Consider the following 17,049-nt stretch of genomic DNA (forward strand, 5'->3'; position numbering starts at 1 on the left):
GGCAGTCCCCAGCCACCCGATGTGCCCGATATGCGCGGTCTGGCTGGTCGATGAAGGGAACCTTCGTCGACGTGGGCCGGATTCCGCACGCTAGTTCTTGGCCACGAGGGTGAGCACGTCGTACTTCGCGACCGACTCGCCCTTCTGGTTCGTCACGTCCGCGTCCCAGCGCACCTCGCCGTACTCCTGGTCCTCGCGCGGCGTGATCTGCTTGACGGTCAGCGTCACCGTCAGCTGATCGCCGGGGAACGTCGGCGTGACGAACCGCAGGTTCTCCAGGCCGTAGTTCGCGAGCACCGGGCCGGGCTCCGGCGACACGAACAGACCCGCCGCGAACGACACCACGAGGTAGCCGTGCGCCACCCGCCCGCCGAAGAACGGGTTGGCCGCGGCGGCTTCCTCGTCCATGTGCGCGTAGAACGTGTCGCCGGTGAACGACGCGAAGTGCTCGATGTCCTCCAGCGTCACCTCGCGCGGCCCGGCCACGACCGTGTCGCCCAGCCGCAGTTCGGCCAGCGTCTTGCGGAACGGGTGCACGGACTCCTCGTTGCGCGGCGCTCCGGTGACCCAGCGGTTCGTGATGGCGGACAACGTGCGAGGGCTGCCCTGCACGGCCGTGCGCTGCATGTGGTGCAGCACGCCGCGCATGCCACCCATCTCCTCGCCACCACCGGCCCGGCCGGGCCCGCCGTGCACCAGCATCGGCAGCGGCGACCCGTGCCCGGTCGACTCGCCCGCGTCCTCGCGGTCCAGCACGAGCAACCGGCCGTGCCACGGCGCCACGCCGATCACGACGTCCCGCACGAAGTCCGTGTCCGCGGACACGATCGACCCCACCAGTGAACCGGCACCGCGCGCCGCCAGCTCGACCGCGTCGTCCACCGAGGTGTACGGCATCAGCGTCGACACCGGCCCGAACGCCTCGACCTCGTGCGGCTGCACCGCGTCGGCCGCGGCACGCAGCAACATCGGCGACATGAACGCACCGCGCTCAGCGTCAGCGTCCACAAGGGACAGAGCGCCGTCGCCGTAGACCACCGAAGCGTTCTCCTGCAACGCCTTCAACGACCGGCGAACCTCCTCGCGCTGCTCCAGACCGGCCAGCGCGCCCATCTTCACCGACTTGTCGGCCGGGTTGCCGATCACGACCTCGGCCAGCTTCGAAGCAGTCGCCTCGGCCACCGCGTCCATCAGCGAAGAAGGCACCAGCGCGCGCCGGATCGCCGTGCACTTCTGGCCCGCCTTGGTCGTCATCTCCGCCACCAGCTGACCGACGAACAGGTCGAACTCCGGCGTCCCCGCAACAGCGTCAGGCCCGAGGATCGAGCAGTTCAGCGAGTCCGCCTCGGCGTTGAACCGCACCGACGACCGGATCACGGCCTGGTGCGTGCGCAGGTGCTGGGCGGTGGAGGCGGAACCGGTGAACCCGACCAGGTCCTGCGGCGTCAGGTGATCGAGCAGATCGCCGGCGGACCCGCAGACCAGCTGCAACGACCCCTCCGGCAGCAACCCGGAGGCGAGCATCAGCTCGACCATCTTCTCGGTCACGTACGCCGTCTGCGAGGCCGGCTTGATCAGCGACGGCACACCCGCGATGAAGGCCGGCGCGAACTTCTCCAAAGGCCCCCACATGGGGAAGTTGAAGGCGTTGATCTGCACCGCGACCCCGTGCAGCGGCGTGCAGATGTGCTGGCCGACGAACGTGCCACCGCGCCCCAGCGGCTCCACGGCGCCATCGACGTAGACCTTGTCGTTCGGCAGCTCGCGCTTGGCCTTCGACGCATAGCCGAGCAGCACGCCGAAGCCGCCGTCGATGTCGATCCACGAGTCGGACTTGGTGGCGCCGGTGCGCGCGGACAACGCGTACAGCTCGGCCTTGTGCTCCTTCAGGTACAGCCCGAGCGCTTTCAGAATCTGAGCGCGCTGGTGGAACGTGAGCTCGCGCAGCGCCGGCCCGCCCACCGAGCGGCCGTACGCGAGGGCAGCCCCCATGTCGACGCCCGCGGACGAGATCCGGGCGATCTCCTCACCGGTGACCGCGTCGTGCAACGGCGCGCCCTCCACCGAAGGCGTGTGCCAAGCACCCGACACGTAGCTGCGCAGCAAGCTCATCGAGCCAACCCTTCCCTGAAAAGGGCCGATGGATCCTCATCGACCCGTCCATCAGCAACGTATCAGCCGCCGCCGACAGCGCCGGGGAGGAGAAAGTTCCGTACCCCTACTGATGCCGACCCTGATTGTTCCGCTCCGCCGCTGCTCCGACAGTGATCACAGCGAACGGCCGCCATCCCTGCCCTGAGGTGGGCGTTCTCGATCCGGAGAGGAACCAACGTGACAAGAACACCACGGTCCTGGGGCCTGCTGGCCCTGGTCGCGGCGGCGGCACTGGCACCCGTCAGCGTCGCGCACGCCACGCCGAACGCCCCTGCGGCCAACTACCTCGGGGACACGGTTCCCGCGAACCTCGGCGACGTCTCCCCCACGTTCGCCGGCGGGCAGGACGCCACCGTCAGCGAGTTCCCCGGCATCGTCGCGGGCATCCGCGCCGGCGGGTCGCGGCCGGAGGGACAGACCTGCACCGGCACGGTCGTGGCACCGCGCAAGATCCTCATCGCGGCGCACTGCGCGGACGCCCAGGGGGACAAGAAGTTCGTCTACGGGCTCGACGACCTCAAGGACTACCAGGGCGGCGCCGGCACCGGGTTCGCGGTGAACGTCGTCAGCTACAAGAAGCACCCGAAGTACGTCAACTTCGACCAGGGCTACGACGTGGCGGTCGTGACCGTGGACCGGGACATCGCGCTCAAGGGCGGCGCCGCGTACCCGAAGTTCGCGACGTCAGCGGACTCCGGTGGCGCCGCGCCGGGCAGGACCGGGCTCGGTTTCGGCTACGGCAAGAAGGACTTCAACGACACCTCGCAGGACGTCACCCTCGACAAGGCGAGCCTGCCGATCGTCAACGGCGACAGCGTCTGCCAGGGCGTCGGTGCGGGCTTCAAGTCCGCCTACATGATCTGCGCCGGGTACGCCGACGGCCGGATCACGATCCTGCCGGGTGACAGCGGCGGCCCGCTGGTCGTCGACGGCAAGGTCTACGGCGTCGCGTCCTGGAGCCGGTCGGACTTCAAGTGGTACTCGATCTACGGCCGTCTCGACAACGAGATGGGCGACTGGGTGAAGACCGAGGTCGGCGACCAGCCGCCGACGGGTGATTTCGGCCTGTCGGTGTCACCCGGCAGCGGTTCGGTGGCCAAGGGCAGGACGCTGTCCGCGGCGATCACCACCACGGCTGGTTCCGGCGGCCAGGAGAACGCCACGCTGTCCGCGTCCGGCCTGCCCAGCGGCGTGAAGGCGGTCTTCCAGCCGACCACGGTGACCACCGGTGAGTCGGCCAAGGTCACGTTCGACGCGAGCACCTCGGCACCGAGCGGCACCTACGAGGTGACGATCACCGGCACCACGTCGAGCGGCAAGTCCGCGTCCGGCAAGTTCTCGCTGACGGTCACCGGCGATCCCCAGCCCGGCGACTTCACGCTCTCCGCGTCGCCGAGCAGCGTGAAGGCGGCCAAGGGCAAGTACGTCTCCACCACCATCTCCAGCACCGGAGGTGGACAGACCATCACCCTGTCGGCGAGCGGTGTGCCCAGCGGGGTGAAGGCGACGTTCCAGCCGACGTCGATCGCGGCCGGCGGCTCGGCCAAGCTGACGCTGGACGTGTCCTCCACGGCCACCGCCGGTACCTCGACCATCACGGTCACCGGCACGGACGCGGCTGGGAAGACCGCCACCACAACGGTTTCCCTGACGGTCGAAGGCACCGAGCCGCCGACCGGTGAGGTCACCGTGACCGCGACGCCGTCGTCCGCCACGGTCAGGCAGGGTTTGCTGGCCCAGACCCTGGTGAAGGCCGCTGGCGGCACCGGAAACCTGACGCTCACCGCGTCCGGCGTGCCCTCGGGTGCCTCGCTGTCGTTCAACCCGGCCACGATCGGCCAGAACGGCAGCAGCAACGTCTGGATCTTCACGAACTTCTCCACCTCGCCCGGCACCTACCCGATCACCGTCACGGCCACCTCGGCCGACGGGAAGACCGGCAGGACCACGTTCACGCTGACCGTCACCCGATAGCTGTTCGTGAGCGGTTTCCGTCGCCACGGCAACGGAAACCGCTCACCTGGTTCAGACGGTGAGAGTCCAGGAGTCGATGTTGCCGGTGTCGTAGGTGTAGATGTCGGTGACCTGCAGCTTCCAGGTGCCGTTGCGCGCTTCTGAGGACAGGTCGACGGTGTAGGTCTCGTGGACTCCCGCTGACGACGAGGCGCCGCCCGCCTTCTTGAGGCTGTAGGACTTGCCGGACGGGCTGACCAGGTCGATGGCCAGGTCGCCGGTGTAGGTGTGGTTGATGTCGACCTTCACGGTCGCCGAGGCCGTGGAGTTGCCGGTGCAACCCGAGATCGTCACCGACGACGACACCGCGGTGCCGGTGTCCGGAATGGACACGTCGTCGCCGTTCGTGCCGGGACCGCACACGGGATCCGGACCGCCGCCGATGAAACCGCTGTAGAGCAGCTTGTTCGGCGAACCGGAACCGGGGTTGGTGACCTTGCCGCTCGTGGCGTTGTTCACCAGTGCGTCGCGCAGGGCCTGCGGGCTCGCGGACGGGTTGGCCGACAGGTAGAGCGCCGCGACACCCGTGACGTGCGGGGTGGCCATCGACGTGCCGGACATGTTCGCGGTACCGCCGTTCAGCCCGAGCGAAGTGATGTTGTCACCGGGGGCGAAGATGTCCGTGCACATGCCGTAGTTGGAGAACGAGGCACGAGCGTCGTTGGACGAGGTCGCGTTGACGGTGATCAACGCGGCGATCTTGGCCGGGCCGGTGCCGCACGCGTCGGTGGAGCTGTTGCCGGACGCGACGGCCATCTGCACACCGGAGGCGAGCATCCCGGCGATGGCGTCGTTGCCGATGTCGGCGGTGTCGAACGTCCAGGAAGCGTTGACCACGGCGGGTTTCCGCGCGTTCGCCGTGATCCACTCGATGGCCTTGACGCCGGCCGAGTCAGGACCGTTGCCGGTGCAGCTGGTGCCGAGCATGCGCACCGAGACCACCTTGGCCTTCTTGGCCACGCCGTAGGTCTTCGAGCCGATCGTGCCCGCCACGTGGGTGCCGTGGCCGGAGCAGTCCTGGCCGTTCTGACCGTCCTCGATGAAGTCGGCGCCGACGGACGCCCGGCCCTCGAACTCGGCGTTCGAGGTCTTCACACCCGTGTCGGTGACGTAGACCGTCACGTTCGACGCGCCACCGCCCGGGTAGTTGTACTTCTTGTCCAGCGGCAGAGATGCCTGGTCCACGCGGTCCAGGCCCCAGGTCGGGTTGTCCTGCACGTCCAGCGCCCGCGCCGTGCCGTCCTGGTACACGGTCTTGACGGCGGGATCGGCCGCCAGCTTCCGCGCGGCGGCTTCGGTCAGGTTCTTGACCTGAAAGCCGCGCATGGCGTGGGAGAACACGGTGTCGAGGTCGCCGCCGTACCGCGCGACCAACGTGCTGGACGCGGCTTGAACGGACGTGGGCTTGAGGGAGACGATGAAGCTGCCGCCGGGCACGGGATTCTTCGCCCGCACGAAATCGGCTTCCGCCGCCTGAGCCGGCGTGATCATCGCGACGGTCAGCGCCATGAGCGCGACGAGTCCGAAAGTGGTGCGTTGCATGGGAAAGGTCCTTTCGGGCGTCGTCAGAACGTGAGGGTCCAGGCGTCGATGTTCCCGGCGTCGTAGGCCCACACGTCGGTGACCTGCAACTTCCACGTGCCGTTGCGGTTCTCCGCAGAGGCGTCCACGGTGAACGTCTCGTGCACACCAGAGCTCGAAGTCGTGCCGCGGGCCTTCTTGAGGCTGTAGGTCGCGCCGGACGGGCCGATCAGGTCGATGGCGAGGTCGGCGGTGTACGGGTGGTTGATGTCGACCTTGACCTTGGTGGCGGTCGAGGCCTTGCCCGTGCAGTTGGTGACGCTCACCGAGGACGTGACGGGCGTGTTGGTGTCCGGAATGGACACGTCGTCGCCGTTGGTGGCCGCGTCGCAGGGCTCGGGGTCCGGGCCACCGCCGCCGATGAAGCTGATGTTCAGCAGCTTGTTCGGCGAGCCCTGGGTGTCGGTGATCTTGCCGGGCGTCGCGTTGTTCACGAGAGCGTCACGGACCTGGGCGGGCGTCGCCGACGGGTTCGCGGAGACGTACAGGGCCGCCGCTCCGACGACGTGCGGGGTCGCCATCGACGTGCCGCCCATGGACTGGGTGCCGCCGCCGTTCCTCGTGGAGGTGATGTTCGAACCCGGCCCGAAGAGGTCGACGCACGTGCCCCAGTTCGACGCCTGCCCGCCGGTGTAGATCGAGCGCTTGTCGGCAGCGTCGCTGGCGGCCACGGTGATCGCCTCCGGCAAGCGGGCCGGGGAGGTCTGGCAGGCGTCACCGTTGTTGTTGCCCGCCGCGAGACCGAACGTCACGCCGGCGGCGATCGCGCGCTGCACCGCACTGTCCACAGTGGAGTCCGCACCGCCGCCGAGACTCATGTTCGCCACCGCGGGCTTCCTGGCGTTCTGCGCCACCCAGTCGATGCCCTTGATGATCTGCGAGTACTGCCCGTTGCCGGAGCAGTCGAGCACGCGGACCGCGACCAGGTTCACCTTCTTGGCCACGCCGTAGGTCTTCGAGCCGATCGTGCCCGCGACGTGCGTGCCGTGGCCCTGGCAGTCCGACGCGTCGGAGTCGTTGTCGATGAAGTCGTAGCCGTCCTTGGCTCGACCCTCGAACTCGGTGTGCGCCTTGTAGATACCGGTGTCCAGGACGTACGCGGTCACGTTCGGGGCGGTGTTCGGGTAGGTGTAGCGCTGGTCGAGCGGCAGGTTCGCCTGGTCGATCCGGTCGAGGCCCCAGGTCGGGTCGTTCTGGGTGTCGGACATCCGCGCCCAGCCGTCCTGCCGCACGTACGCGACGGACGGATCGGCCGCGAGCCGCCCCGCCGCCGCCTCGTCCATCTTCACCGCGAAACCGCGCACGGTCGCGACGTAGATGTTGCTGATCTTGCCGCCGTGCCTGCGGGCGAGGTCGAACGCCTTGGCGTTGGTGGCGGGGACGTCGGTGGCACCGTCCTTGAACACCACGACGTAGCTGCCCGCGACCGGGTTCTCCGCCGCCTGGACAGAGGCCGTCTGGATCGAGCCCATCTGCGCGGACGCCGGGGTGCTCAAGGCCGCCAGCACGATCCCGGCGGTCGCGAGCACGCTTGGTGTGCGAACAAGTCGCATCTCGGGTTCTCCGTTCCGGCTGCCTCGGCAGGGTTGGGCAGCCATGTGCGGATCACCATCGAGCGACGTGCAACGGTGAACAATCCGGATATCGCTACGTAGGGATACGTGACTTTCACCATTAGCATCGGTCGGTGATGAGCCGGACACGCCCTCGGCGGTCCGACCCCACCGGGCTGATGCGAACGAGCTCACCGGTGCTGGTCGGCCGGGACGACCAGCTCGGCGCGCTGCGAGCCGCCGTGCCCGACCAGCCCGCCGTGGTGATGGTCGAAGGCGAGGCCGGCGTCGGCAAGTCACGTCTCGTGCGCGAGCTGCTGGACGCGGACCTCGGCCCGATCGCCGTCCTCATCGGTCACTGCCAGCCCGTCGGAGAGCCCTTTCCGTACGGCGTGGTGCTGGAAGCGCTGCGCGACTGCGTTGATCGCCTGGCGCGCAACTCCTCGAAGCTGAGCCCCGTGGCCGGTGTGCTCGGCGCACTGCTGCCCGAGCTGGCCGAGCACCTGCCGGCGCCGCCACCGCCGACCGGTGACCCGCGGGCCGAGCGGCACCGGTTCTTCCGCGCCGTGCGGGAGCTGATCGGTGTGCTCGGTCCGGTGCTGCTCGTCGTCGAGGACCTGCACTGGGCCGACGACGGGTCACGGCAGCTGCTGCGGTTCCTGATGGGCGATCCCCCGGCCGCGCTGTCCATCGTGGTCACCTACCGGCGCGAGGACGTGCCGGGCGGTGTCCCGCTGGGCTCGGCGTACCGGCCGCCGACCGGGATCACCAGCGCGTTGCTGGAGCTGGAACCGCTCAACGTCGCCGAGGTGCGGACGATGACGTCGGCCATCCTCGACGGCGAGACCGTGTCGGCGGAGTTCGCGGTCAAGCTGCACGAACGCACGGCGGGCATCCCGTACGTGGTCGAGGAGACCCTGCGCGCCCTGCGCAACCCGGCGGGCGCGGTGCACGCCGACGGTGCCACGGCCCGGCGCCTGCTCGACAACGTGAACGTTCCGGTGCTGCTGCGCGACGCCATGGCCGAGCGGCTGGCCGCACTGCCCGCCGACGCGGTCCGGCTCGTCCAGGCCGCCGCGGTGCTGGGCGCGCCCGCGCCGGCCGAGCTCCTCGGCGAGGTCGCGTCCATCGGCGACAGCCGGGAGGCGCTGACGTTCGCGCTGACGGGGCACGTGCTGCACGAGATCGGCGCGCGGCAGTACGGCTTCCGGCACACGCTGGCGCAGCAGGCCGTCTACGACACGCTCGGCGGCCCGGACCGCCAGCAGCTGCACGACCGGGCCGTCGACGTGCTCGACCGGGTCGAGCCGCGCCCGCTGGTCCAGCTCGCCGAGCACAGCGAACGCGCCGGGCGCGTCTCGGCGTGGCTGAGCTACGGCGAGGCCGCCGCGGACCGCGCGGCGGAGCTCGGGGACGCGGGCACGGCCACCGCGTTGCTGCAACGCCTGCTGCACGACCCGGCCGTCCCCGAGTCCGATGTGGACAGACTCGCGATCAAGCTCGGCCGGGTGGCCCACCACGGCCTGGACCAGCACGACCCCACCGAGACGCTGGAAAGGCTGCTGTCGGACCGGCGGCTGTCGATGCCTGCCCGCGGTGAGGTGCGGCTATACCTGGGCGTGCTGCTCATCCGCCAGGCCGGTGGCATCTCGCAGGCCCGTGCGGAGATCGAACGGGCGGTGGCCGACCTGGCCGAGCGGCCGGACCTGGCGGCCAGGGGCACGGCCGTGCTGGGACTGTCCTACCTCGGCACGACCCCGATGAGCGAGGTTCGGCCGTGGCTCGACCGCCTCGCTCGCGAGCGGGAGGCGGCGGAGACGGTCGAGCTGAAGATGTCGTTGTACGCCAACGAGCTCGGCTCCTCGATGCACACCGGCGACCCGGCCGTGCTGCCCGGGCTGGACTTCCTGCCCGCCTCCACGCCTGGTGAGCTGCGCCAGCTCGCCCGCGCCCACTGCAACCTCGCCGACGCGCTCACCACGACCGGCCACCTCGGTCTCTGCGCCGATCTGCTGCGCAACGGCCTGAGGTTCGCCTCCGAGTGCGGCGCGCCGTTCGTGGCGAGCACGGCCCACGCGACCAGAGCGCGCCTCGACTGGCTGACCGGCGAGTGGGACGGCCTCGCCGACCGGGCGCGCGGCCTGCTGGACGAGTACCGCGACCTGTTCCCGGTGGCCAGCGAACTGTGCCTCGTGCTCGGCTCGCTCGCGACCGCGCGGGGCGAGTGGGCGGAGGCGGTCGGCCACCTCGCCGAGACCGGCGCGTTCGCCGCCGAGGAGTCGATCGTCCCGGTCGCCGTCGCGGGGTGCGCGGCTCTCGCCAGGACGATGCTCGCGCAGGACGAGGTGGCCCGCGCCTGTGCCGACGCCGACCGCGGGCTGGCCATCGTCCGGACCAAAGGTGTCTGGGTGTGGGCGACCGAGCTCGGTCCCGTTGCCGTGGCGGCTTTTCTCGCCGGTGGGCGCGGGGCCGACGCCGAATGCCTGGTCGACGACTTCGCCAGGGGTGCGGAGGGCAGGGACGCGCCGATGGCCGCTGCCGCCCTGGCTCTGTGCCGGGCGCAGCTCGCTGAGGCTCACGGCCGGCTGGACACCGCCGTGGCCCTGTACCGCGAGGCAGCCGACCGGTACGCCGCCCTCCCCGCGCCCTATCTGGCCGCGCTCGCCGCCGAACGCGAGGCCGTGTGCCTGCTGCCGTCCGAGCACGAGAAGGCGACGGAGATCCTCTCGTCGCTGGTCGACACGTTCGACGCACTGGGCGCCACGAGGGACGCGGCCCGGTGCCGGCATCTGTTGCGCAGCAGCGGAGTCGGGAAACCGTCGCGCAGGGGCAGGCGCGGGTACGGCAACGAGCTGTCGCCGCGCGAGCAGGAGGTGGCCCGGTTGCTGGCGGCGGGGCACACCAACCGCAAGATCGCCGACGTGCTGTTCCTGTCGCCGCGCACCGTCGAGCAGCACGCGGCACGGGTGCTGCGCAAGCTCGGGGTGTCCTCGCGGGCCGAGCTCCAGGACCTCGGCTAGCCACTACTCGCCCGCGACGACGATGCCCATCTCGTACGCCGCCACGATCGCCTGAGCCCGGTCCCGCACCCCGAGCTTGGCGAACACCCTGCTCACGTGCGTCTTGGCGGTCTGTTCCACGATCACCAGCGCGGCTGCGATCTCGGAGTTCGACAGGCCGCGCGCGACCAGGCGCAGCACCTTCAGCTCCTGCGCCGTGAGCTGGTCGGCCCGCGAGGGCACGGGCGGCCTGCGCGCGGCGAACTCGGCGACGAGGCGGCGCGTCACGGCCGGAGCGAACAGCGCGTTGCCGGCCGCGACCACGCGCACGGCGTTGACCAAGTCGTCCAGTGGCGCGTCCTTCAAGAGGAACCCGCTGGCGCCGACCCTCAACGCGCCGTAGACGTACTCGTCGATGTCGAAGGTCGTCAGCATGAGGACCCGCACGTCCAGTGAAGGGTCCGCGAGGATCTGCCGAGCAGCCTCCAGACCGTCCATGATCGGCATGCGGACGTCCATCAGCACGACGTCGGGGCGGTCGCGAACGGCGGCGTGCACGGCATCGGCGCCGTTGCTCGCCTCACCGACCACCGTGATGTCCGGCTGTGCGGCGAGCACGGCGCGAAAACTCTGCCTGACCATCGTCTGGTCGTCGACGATCAGCACCCGCGTGTCCAACTCATCCCCCGTTCAGCGGCAACGTGACCGCCACGACGAACCCGCCCTGTTTCCCCGGCCCCGCGAGGAACGTGCCCCGCAAAGCCGCGACCCGCTCCCGCATGCCGAGCAGGCCGTGCTTGGGCCGGTCGTCAGGCGGCGGCGGTTCAGCCGCACTGTTGGCCACCACCAGCCGCAGTTCCTCGGCAGAAGCCGCGACACTCACGTCCACGGTGGACCCGGGAGCGTGCCGGACGGCGTTGCTCAACGCCTCCTGGACGATCCGGTACGCGGACAGCGCCACCCCGCCCGGCACCGAGCCGACAGCTCCGGAGATCTCCAGCGACACCACGACTCCCGCGCCCCGCAACCGTTCCACCAGCTCGGAGATCTGCTCCACCCGCGGCTGCGGCGCTGTCTCCACCTCACCGGACTCGTTGCGCAGCACACCCAGCAGCCGCCGCATCTCCGTCAGGCCTTCACGAGCCGTGTCCTGCATCTCCGCGAACTCGGTGAGCAGCTCCGGCGGCAGATCGAACCGATAGCGCGCACTCCCCGCACGCAAGGCCAGCACCGACATGTGGTGCGCCACCACGTCGTGCAGCTCCCGGGCGATGACCGCGCGTTCCTCCAGCGTCGCCGCCCGCGTCTCCTCCTGCTCCAGCCGCCGCCGCTGCTCGACGCGTTCGGCCTCGGCGACGCGCCGCAACCGCATCGCGTTGCCGAGCACGAGCACACCGCCCGCGACAGCACTCAGCAGGACGAACTTCTCGGCGCTGAGCAGGTGCGGCAGCCACAGCGCGACCAGAGAACCTCCGAACACCCACCCCAGCACGGCCTGGCGGTAGCTCTGCGCCACCGCGAGCAGCACCACGGCCCCAGCGAGCATCGTTCCCGGCGTCCACGGCCAGCCCCACTGGTCGCCGAGTCCCTTGAGGACCATCGGCGACAACACCAGCAGCACCGCCGCGGACCGCCACGCCCACAGCGGGTGCACCAACGTCAGCAGCACCACCGCCGCGCTGAAGCCGGTGATCGACAGTGCCGGGGCAGAGGCGAGGTCGATCGTCTGCGGCAGCGGTCCCGTGTCGGAGTTCAGCGCGACGACCACCACCGCGGCGCCCCAGGTGAGCACCAGCCGCAACCACCGCCACCACCCCGGCGACGGCGGCGTCCTGACCAGCCGGTTCGCCCTGAACAGCGTGGACGCACCGGCGGAGAAGAACGCCTTCATCGATGCCACCCGTCCCCCGCTCCCACGCGCGAACGTACATCAACTCCAGCTCGGCCGCGTCCCCACCACACAGCGCCTCCGACGAGCGCCGCCAGCACGTACAGGTTGTCCAGCAACGCGTTGCCCGAAGGGGAGAACATCGTCCACCCGAGGAACACGACCCAGACGAGCACCAGCGCCACCCGAGACCGCAGCAACGCCACCAGCGGCACCACCCACACCCAGTGGTGCGACCACGAGATCGGGCTGACGAGCACCCCGCAGCCGGCCGTGATCAGCATCGCCACCACGTGCTCGCCGCGCAGGTGCGCCCGCCGGGCCAGCACCGCCGCCACGACGACGCAGACCACGCTCAACACCACGGCCAGGACAGGAGCGCCACCGGTGAGTCGTTGCACGGCACCGGAGAACGACTGGTTGGTGAAGTAGCCGTTGCCGGTCGCGTTGTTGCCGGTGAAGATCGCCGATCCCCAGAACCGCAGCGAGTCGCCGGGCAACAGCAGGAACCCCAGCAGTTGCAAGACCAGGAACGTCCCCAGCGCCCGCCCTGCCTCCCTCAGCCTGCCGGTCACCACCAGGTGCACCACGAAGATCAACGGCGTCAGCTTGATCGCGGCCGCGACCCCGATCAGCACACCGGACCACCGGGAGTCGTTGCGCAGCAGGTCGAACACGACCATCGCCATCAGCAGCACGTTGATCTGCCCGAACCCGATCGTCCGCCACACCGGTTCGAGGCTGAACACCAGCAGGAACAACAAAGGCGTTCCAGAGGTCCACCGCAGCACCGCGGCAACGCCGAGCACCGACGCCGCCGCGAACAACGCCCACACCAGCTGCACCGGCACCAACGTCAGCGGGGTGAACAGCACGGCCGCGATCGGCGGATAGGTGAACGGCAGGTCCATCGACCAGGACGGAATCGCGGTCAGCTGGTCGTACAACGCCTCGCCGCGCAACACCGCCACGGCACCAGCGCGGTACACGGTGCTGTCGAGGCCGATGTGCAGACCGGCGAGCCAGCCGGTCAGTCCGATGAGGAGGAACACGCCCGCGACAACCACTGGGGCAGAACGGATTCTGAGCACACCAGAACGCTAGGAAAGCGCCGCCACGAAATCGTCGTACCACGGCGCCCACTCCGCGCACTACCGCCGTAGCCGAAACCGCCGTGTACTACCGGAGTAGCACGCTCAGGAGAACAGTCCTGCGCAATGCGAGATGAACGCCTCCGCCCGGCGCGTCAGCGGCCCGCCGGCAGCCCGTCCCAGCACGACCGGAGTGGTGGGCACGGCGTCGCGCAACGACACTGCCACGACCTCCAGTCCCTCGTACGACTGGGAAACCACCGGCTGCTGCACGGTCATCGAGTAACCGACGCCACGCGCCACCAGAGACCGCGCGAGCTCGAAGCTGCGGGCCCGGTGCGTGACGACCATGTCCACTCCCGCCGCCTCGAACACCGAACGGAAGTAACGCTCGCTGGGCGGCACGTCCAGCAGCACGAACGGGTCCGCGGCCAGTTCGCGCAGCGCGACCGCACGCCGTCTCCGCAACCGGTGCGAGGCGGGCAGCAGCACTTTCGGCACCTGGTCGTACAGCGTGTGCACCGCGATCCCCGGCTGCACGTCCTGGTCGTAGAGGAACGCGATCTCGCACCGCCCGGCGAGCAGGTCGTCCTGGATCTCCGGCAGGCTCCCCTCCACGAACCGCACCGACACGGCCGGATGCTCGCGCTCGAACGTCGCGATCGCCGCGGGCAGGTGGAACGGCGCGATCGGCGCGTAGCAGCCGACCGTCAGCACGCCGCCGACCTGCCGGCTGAGCCCGCGTGCCTCCACCCCCAGCTCGCCCATCGCACCGATCACGCGGCGAGCGTCCGCGAGCACCTGCGTGCCCGCCGCGGTCAAGGAGGCACCCCGGCGCGGCGACCGGAGGACGAGCCGGAGGTCCAGAACACCTTCCAGCTCGCTCAACGCCAGTGAGATCGCCGACTGCGAGACGTGGCAACGAGCGGCGGCGCCCGTCAACGACCCCGTCTCCGCCACCGCGATGAGGTACTCCAGCTGCCGCACGGTCACGTTGGGCAGATTCATCAGCTGAGCTTATAACTCGTACAAGAAACTTGAGCTGGTCAGAAGAGTCAGCCGAGAGCATCGTGCGAGGAGTGACCCGGACGCACCGCCACCCGTTCATCCCGTACACCCCGCCACGCCTGCCGGTCGAGGAAAGCCTCAAGCGGGGCAAGGCCTTCCACGAACTGCTCGACGGCCGCCGTTCGGTGCGCTGGTTCTCGCCCGACCCGGTGCCTGTAGAAGCGATCGAGCTGGCCGTCCAAGCCGCGAACACCGCCCCGAGCGGCGCACACCAACAGCCGTGGCGGTTCGTCGCCACGCAGAACCCCGAGCTCAAACAACAAATCCGCGAGGCAGCCGAACAGGAAGAACGCCGCTTCTACCACGAGCGGGACGTCCCGGACTGGCACGCGGCACTGGCGCACCTGGAAACCGATGCCACCAAAGAGTTCCTGACGACCGCGCCGTGGCTCGTCATCGCGTTCGCGCAGAAGCAGCAGAACGGCAGGAAGACCTACTACACCAACGAAAGCGCCGGCATCGCGTGCGGCTTCTTCATCGCGGCACTGCACCACATGGGCCTGGCGACGCTGACCCACACCCCTAACCCCATGACGTTCCTCAGCGACCTGCTGGGCCGCCCAGGCGAACGCCCGTACATCCTCTTCCCGGTCGGCTACCCGGCCGCCGACTGCGAGGTCCCGGACCTGCGCCGCAAGCCGCTCGACGAAGCCCTCACACTTGCCTGATACTCCACCTCGTGGACGAACTGCGCAGATTGCTCACCAAGCACGCCAGGCCGGACATGTCCACGTCGATCGAGGATGTTCTGGTCTCCAGAACGACGGCGGGCGGCCCGCCGACGCCGTCGATGACCGGCACGATCCTGGCATTCGTCGCGCAAGGCCGCAAACGCATCGCGCTCGGTGACCGCGTCTACGACTACCAGGCCGGCCAGTACCTGGTGGCCTCGATCGACATGCCGATCACCGGCAACTACGTCGACATCAGCCCCGCACAACCAGCCCTCGGCATCGGCCTGGTGCTCAAGCCGGAGAAGGTCGCCGAACTCCTGCTCCAGCACGACCTCCCCAGAACCGCAGGCACCCCGGAAGGCCTGGCCGTCAGCGACGCCACTCCGGAGCTGATCGACGCCGTCACCAGACTCGCCCGGCTCCTGGAGCATCCCCAAGACGCCAAGGCACTCGCCCCGCTGATCAAGCAGGAGATCCTCTGGCGCGTCATGACCAGCGAGCAGGGCGAGGTGATCCGCCAGTTCGGCACGCAGGACAGCAGCCTCAGCCACATCGCGAAGGCCGTCAGCTGGATCCGCGAGAACTTCGCCGAGTCGTTCAAGGTCGAGAACGTCGCCCGCCTGGCCGGCATGAGCGAATCAGCGTTCTACCGCAACTTCCAGGCCGTCACCGCGATGAGCCCGATCCAGTTCCAGAAGCAGATCCGCCTGCAGGAAGCACGACTTCTGCTCGCCACCACGAGAGACGTCACCAGCGTCAGCCACAAAGTCGGCTACGACAGCCCGTCGCAGTTCAGCCGCGAGTACCGCCGACAGTTCGGCCTGCCGCCGAGCCGCGACGCCGTGCTCAGGCCGGAACCTGCCCTCTGACCTTCAGGTACACCGCGCGCACTTCCAGCGTCCGCTCGACCTTCTCCAGCACCGGCGCGAAGAACCGCTGCCGGTGCTCGGCATCGCTCATCGAGATCACCGAGAAGTACATGCTGCCGAACGCCGCGAACAGCGTTGCATTGCGCAACATCGCCGACGGCAGCCCGAGCCACCCGATGGCCACCTGCTCTCCGATCCACTTCGCGGCGATCTCGGGTGTCACGACGATCAGCCCGAGCAGCACGAAGAACACGAACAGCGCGAACCCGACCACCGCCGCCTGCACGAGCTGACGGATCGCGAGCATCACCAGCAGGTTGCGCAGCTGCCGTCCGTTCAACCGCTTGGGCGGCAACGGTTCGGTGATCTCCACACCGGACAGCGGCGTGCCCTTGCACGCGCCGATGAGGATCTCCGGCCGCAGATCCTGTTCCACCCGCCCGATCTCGTCGCGCAACCGGGCGGCGGCGGCCAGCACGGTGATCGCCGCGAACAGCAGCACGATCAGCGAGACCCGCGGCCACGGCAGCGTGTTCATCGCCTGCCACAGCTCACCGGTGAAGAACAGGAAGAGCGTCACGAACAACATCGGCGGCAACGCCCGGCCGAGCAGGGCCACGCTGTTGCGCAGGTCGGCGATCACGTGCCGGATGGCGGCCTTCAGCAGCGCGCCCAGCCCGTAGGTGGTGCCCAGCATCGTCGCCACGAACGCCACCCCGAAGAAGGCGATGAACCACAGCGGTGCCACCCACCAGTCGTACTCGGGATCTTCCGCTCCGGGCGTGGTGATCCTCTCGTGGGCCACGTACTGCAGCACCGGCACGATCACCGGCATCGCCGCGTACACGGTCAACAGCACAATGGTCGTCCGGCGCGAGAAACTCGGCAGCCGTCGCACGAACAGCGACAGCAGGATCCACGCGGACACCATCATCGCGACGATCACGCCGAGCAGCACCCACTTCGACATCCCGGTCGAGCTCAGCAGCACGAGCCACGCCAAGCTGCCGACCGTGAAGAACGTCAGCGTCGGCAGCATCCGCGGCAGCACATGCGAACGGAAGCCGTAACCCTCGATCATCGTGGGCGCGCCCTCACGGACGAACCACTGCTCAGTCCGCCGCACCACCGCCGAGGAATCCACGGCGAGGATCATGCC

12 protein-coding genes are annotated in these 17,049 nt (G+C 69.4%); 4 read left to right on the forward strand and 8 right to left on the reverse strand.

The genetic code is table 11. The features are described from left to right. Positions 1–90: 90 nt before the first annotated feature. Entirely contained in the window at positions 91–2,112 is a 2,022-nt protein-coding gene (paaZ, locus tag ABZX92_RS14180) for a phenylacetic acid degradation bifunctional protein PaaZ (RefSeq protein WP_355558176.1), read from the reverse strand. Between the two features lie 219 nt (positions 2,113–2,331). Here paaZ and ABZX92_RS14185 point away from each other — a divergent pair, with 219 nt between their 5' ends. Beyond that, positions 2,332–4,128 (forward strand): trypsin-like serine protease, encoded by a 1,797-nt coding sequence (locus ABZX92_RS14185; RefSeq protein WP_355558179.1) that lies wholly within the window; start codon positions 2,332–2,334, stop codon positions 4,126–4,128. Positions 4,129–4,179: 51 nt separating this feature from the next. Here the strand turns inward: ABZX92_RS14185 and ABZX92_RS14190 are convergent, their stop codons facing one another. Then, a complete protein-coding gene (locus ABZX92_RS14190; RefSeq protein ID WP_355558181.1) occupies positions 4,180–5,709 on the reverse strand; it encodes a S8 family serine peptidase in 1,530 nt (509 codons plus the stop codon). A 23-nt stretch (positions 5,710–5,732) separates the two neighbouring features. After that, complete coding sequence (locus ABZX92_RS14195; protein ID WP_355558184.1) at positions 5,733–7,301, reverse strand: S8 family serine peptidase; 1,569 nt, start codon at positions 7,299–7,301, stop codon at positions 5,733–5,735. A 137-nt stretch (positions 7,302–7,438) separates the two neighbouring features. Between ABZX92_RS14195 and ABZX92_RS14200 the strand changes: the two genes are divergently transcribed. Then, the gene (locus ABZX92_RS14200; protein WP_355558187.1) at positions 7,439–10,321 is read left to right on the forward strand and encodes an AAA family ATPase; all 2,883 of its coding nucleotides are present in this window, start codon (positions 7,439–7,441) and stop codon (positions 10,319–10,321) included. 3 nt (positions 10,322–10,324) lie between these two features. Here ABZX92_RS14200 and ABZX92_RS14205 read toward each other — a convergent pair whose 3' ends face one another. The 4 genes from ABZX92_RS14205 to ABZX92_RS14220 all read right to left on the reverse strand — a co-directional run bounded on the left by ABZX92_RS14205 (position 10,325) and on the right by ABZX92_RS14220 (position 14,287). Beyond that, complete coding sequence (locus tag ABZX92_RS14205; protein ID WP_355558190.1) at positions 10,325–10,978, reverse strand: response regulator transcription factor; 654 nt, start codon at positions 10,976–10,978, stop codon at positions 10,325–10,327. A gap of 1 nt (position 10,979) precedes the next feature. Beyond that, positions 10,980–12,191, reverse strand: a complete 1,212-nt coding sequence (locus ABZX92_RS14210; RefSeq protein ID WP_355558193.1) for a sensor histidine kinase — start codon at positions 12,189–12,191, stop codon at positions 10,980–10,982. Then, positions 12,188–13,279, reverse strand: a complete 1,092-nt coding sequence (locus ABZX92_RS14215; protein ID WP_355558196.1) for a glycosyltransferase 87 family protein — start codon at positions 13,277–13,279, stop codon at positions 12,188–12,190. Before ABZX92_RS14215 ends, ABZX92_RS14210 begins: the two co-directional genes overlap by 4 nt. A gap of 105 nt (positions 13,280–13,384) precedes the next feature. Beyond that, positions 13,385–14,287 (reverse strand): LysR family transcriptional regulator, encoded by a 903-nt coding sequence (locus ABZX92_RS14220; RefSeq protein WP_355558199.1) that lies wholly within the window; start codon positions 14,285–14,287, stop codon positions 13,385–13,387. A 71-nt stretch (positions 14,288–14,358) separates the two neighbouring features. On the opposite strand from ABZX92_RS14220, the gene ABZX92_RS14225 reads away from it, so the two are divergent. Both ABZX92_RS14225 and ABZX92_RS14230 read left to right on the forward strand, forming a co-directional pair. Further along, entirely contained in the window at positions 14,359–15,015 is a 657-nt protein-coding gene (locus ABZX92_RS14225) for a nitroreductase family protein (protein WP_355558202.1), read from the forward strand. Positions 15,016–15,026: 11 nt separating this feature from the next. Beyond that, complete coding sequence (locus ABZX92_RS14230; RefSeq protein WP_355558205.1) at positions 15,027–15,890, forward strand: AraC family transcriptional regulator; 864 nt, start codon at positions 15,027–15,029, stop codon at positions 15,888–15,890. Here ABZX92_RS14230 and ABZX92_RS14235 read toward each other — a convergent pair. After that, the gene (locus tag ABZX92_RS14235) at positions 15,868–17,046 is read right to left on the reverse strand and encodes a hypothetical protein (RefSeq protein WP_355558207.1); all 1,179 of its coding nucleotides are present in this window, start codon (positions 17,044–17,046) and stop codon (positions 15,868–15,870) included. The genes ABZX92_RS14230 and ABZX92_RS14235 overlap by 23 nt on opposite strands. Between the last annotated feature and the right edge of the window lie 3 nt (positions 17,047–17,049).

Source organism: Lentzea sp. NPDC006480, from assembly GCF_040611995.1.
GTDB lineage: Bacteria > Actinomycetota > Actinomycetes > Mycobacteriales > Pseudonocardiaceae > Lentzea.

Coding starts and splice junctions, on each gene's coding strand:
- paaZ (WP_355558176.1), bottom strand. CDS start 2,112: ATGAGCTTGCTGCGCAGCTACGTGTCGGGTGCTTGGCACACGCCTTCG.
- ABZX92_RS14190 (WP_355558181.1), bottom strand. CDS start 5,709: ATGCAACGCACCACTTTCGGACTCGTCGCGCTCATGGCGCTGACCGTC.
- ABZX92_RS14195 (WP_355558184.1), bottom strand. CDS start 7,301: ATGCGACTTGTTCGCACACCAAGCGTGCTCGCGACCGCCGGGATCGTG.
- ABZX92_RS14200 (WP_355558187.1), top strand. CDS start 7,439: ATGAGCCGGACACGCCCTCGGCGGTCCGACCCCACCGGGCTGATGCGA.
- ABZX92_RS14210 (WP_355558193.1), bottom strand. CDS start 12,191: ATGAAGGCGTTCTTCTCCGCCGGTGCGTCCACGCTGTTCAGGGCGAAC.
- ABZX92_RS14220 (WP_355558199.1), bottom strand. CDS start 14,287: ATGAATCTGCCCAACGTGACCGTGCGGCAGCTGGAGTACCTCATCGCG.
- ABZX92_RS14235 (WP_355558207.1), bottom strand. CDS start 17,046: ATGATCCTCGCCGTGGATTCCTCGGCGGTGGTGCGGCGGACTGAGCAG.